Annotated in this window: 2 protein-coding genes and 1 tRNA gene; all 3 read right to left on the bottom strand. The window is 50.6% G+C overall.

Translation table 11 applies throughout. The features are described 5' to 3' along the window. Window positions 1-73 precede the first annotated feature (73 nt). Window positions 74-153, bottom strand: a tRNA-Leu gene (locus MJZ26_15105). Between the two features lie 33 nt (window positions 154-186). Then, a complete protein-coding gene (locus MJZ26_15100; protein MCQ2107104.1) occupies window positions 187-636 on the bottom strand; it encodes a very short patch repair endonuclease in 450 nt (149 codons plus the stop codon). A gap of 67 nt (window positions 637-703) precedes the next feature. After that, window positions 704-1,563: IS3 family transposase (locus MJZ26_15095; protein ID MCQ2107103.1), on the bottom strand; the 860-nt coding region annotated here is incomplete at its 5' end.

Raw genomic sequence — 1,563 nt, 5'->3', positions numbered from 1 at the left:
TCTTTATACATGAAAACCCCGAAAGTTGTGTCCAACTTTCGGGGTTCACATCATAATCGAGAGTCTTTTTGTATGCGAGGGGTGGGAGTCGAACCCACACACCGAGGTACCAGATCCTAAGTCTGGCGCGTCTGCCAATTCCGCCACTCTCGCGATGAGTTTCAAATATAATAAAATATGCGCGGATTATATCTCGATGGATTCCTCGTCGCTCTTGATGAAGGCGGCGAGACGTTCCATGGTGCGGGCCTGTGCGTCGGCGCCAAGCAATGAACATTCCCAGATGGTAGCCACGCGGTAATCTTCCAGTGAAAGCTTCCAGTTTGTCTTGATATCGCGAACCACGTTGTTGTTGAACTTGTTGTCCCAGAATTCAGAATTGTTCTTGGGGCGGCTGGTGAGCTTGCAGCCATGCTGGTGCCAGAAGCAACCGTTGATGAAAATGACCACGCCGTACTTCAATACGAAAATATCCGGAGTGCCGGGAAGGTCACGACGGTGGAGGCGGTAGCGGAACCCTTGGTGAAAAAGCCCGCGGCGCACGATGATCTCGGGCTTGGTGTTCTTGGAATGAACTGCCTGCATCATCTGGGAGCGGGTAAGGGGCGCCTTCTTGGTTGTACGCTTTTTTCGCATATCGGGTAGAAAATAAAAAAAGCGGCTCCCTTTGTGAACTGAACCCAAAAAGTTGGACAGTTTAAAGTTAGGATAAAAATGCGTAATGAGTCCGGTACCCAACCGGGCTCATTCCTTTTAGTCGTGATTTTATCCGTTTGTTGTTGTAATACTCGATGTAGGTCTTGAGTTCCTGCTTGAAGTGATCCATATCCTTGAACTCGTTGGGATATTGCAGTTCCGATTTCATGATGCCGAAGAAGTTCTCCATCATGGCGTTATCCAGGCAGTTGCCCTTGCGGCTCATGCTCTGGATGATATCATGGTCCTGCAGCTTTCTTTGATAGCTGTAGTGCTGGTAGTGCCAACCCTGATCCGAGTGCAGGATCAGTTTGTCGCCAGCGTGTTTTTTCTCAAGAGCCTTGTCCAGCATGCTCATCACCATTCTCAGGTCTGGATGGTCCGAGATTGTGTAGCTGATGATTTCTCCATTGTACATATCCAGTATCGGCGACAGGTAGCACTTGTCCTGACCGATGTTTATCTGGGTCACGTCGGTAGCCCACTTCTGGTTCGGCGCCGTTGCCGAGAAGTCCCGGTTGATGATGTTTGGCGCAGTCTTGCCCACATCGCCCTTGTAGGAACGGTACTTGTTTCCTCTGCGGACGTTCTTCAGGTTTTCCTCCTTCATGATTCGGTACACGGTCTTGTGGTTGATGGAGAAGCCTTCTTTCCTCAGTTCATCCCTTATGCGTCGGTAGCCGTAACGTCCCCTGTTTTCTGCATGCACTGCCTTGACTCGCTTGCGCTCATCCGCGTAGTGGTCTGCTTTCTTCTGGATGTTGTAGTAGTATGTGGAGCGGGACAGCCCGCTTGCCTTCAGGAGATGTTTGAGCGAGTGCTTGTCGCTCAGTCCTCGGACTGTCTCGGCCCTATACCGAACATCTC

This window comes from Fibrobacter sp., assembly GCA_024398965.1.
Lineage (GTDB): Bacteria > Fibrobacterota > Fibrobacteria > Fibrobacterales > Fibrobacteraceae > Fibrobacter.
This window is presented reverse-complemented; position numbering and strand designations above follow the sequence as displayed.

Bases quoted from the DNA above. Each gene is read 5' to 3' on its own strand.
- MJZ26_15100 (MCQ2107104.1), bottom strand. From the start codon at position 636: ATGCGAAAAAAGCGTACAACCAAGAAGGCGCCCCTTACCCGCTCCCAG.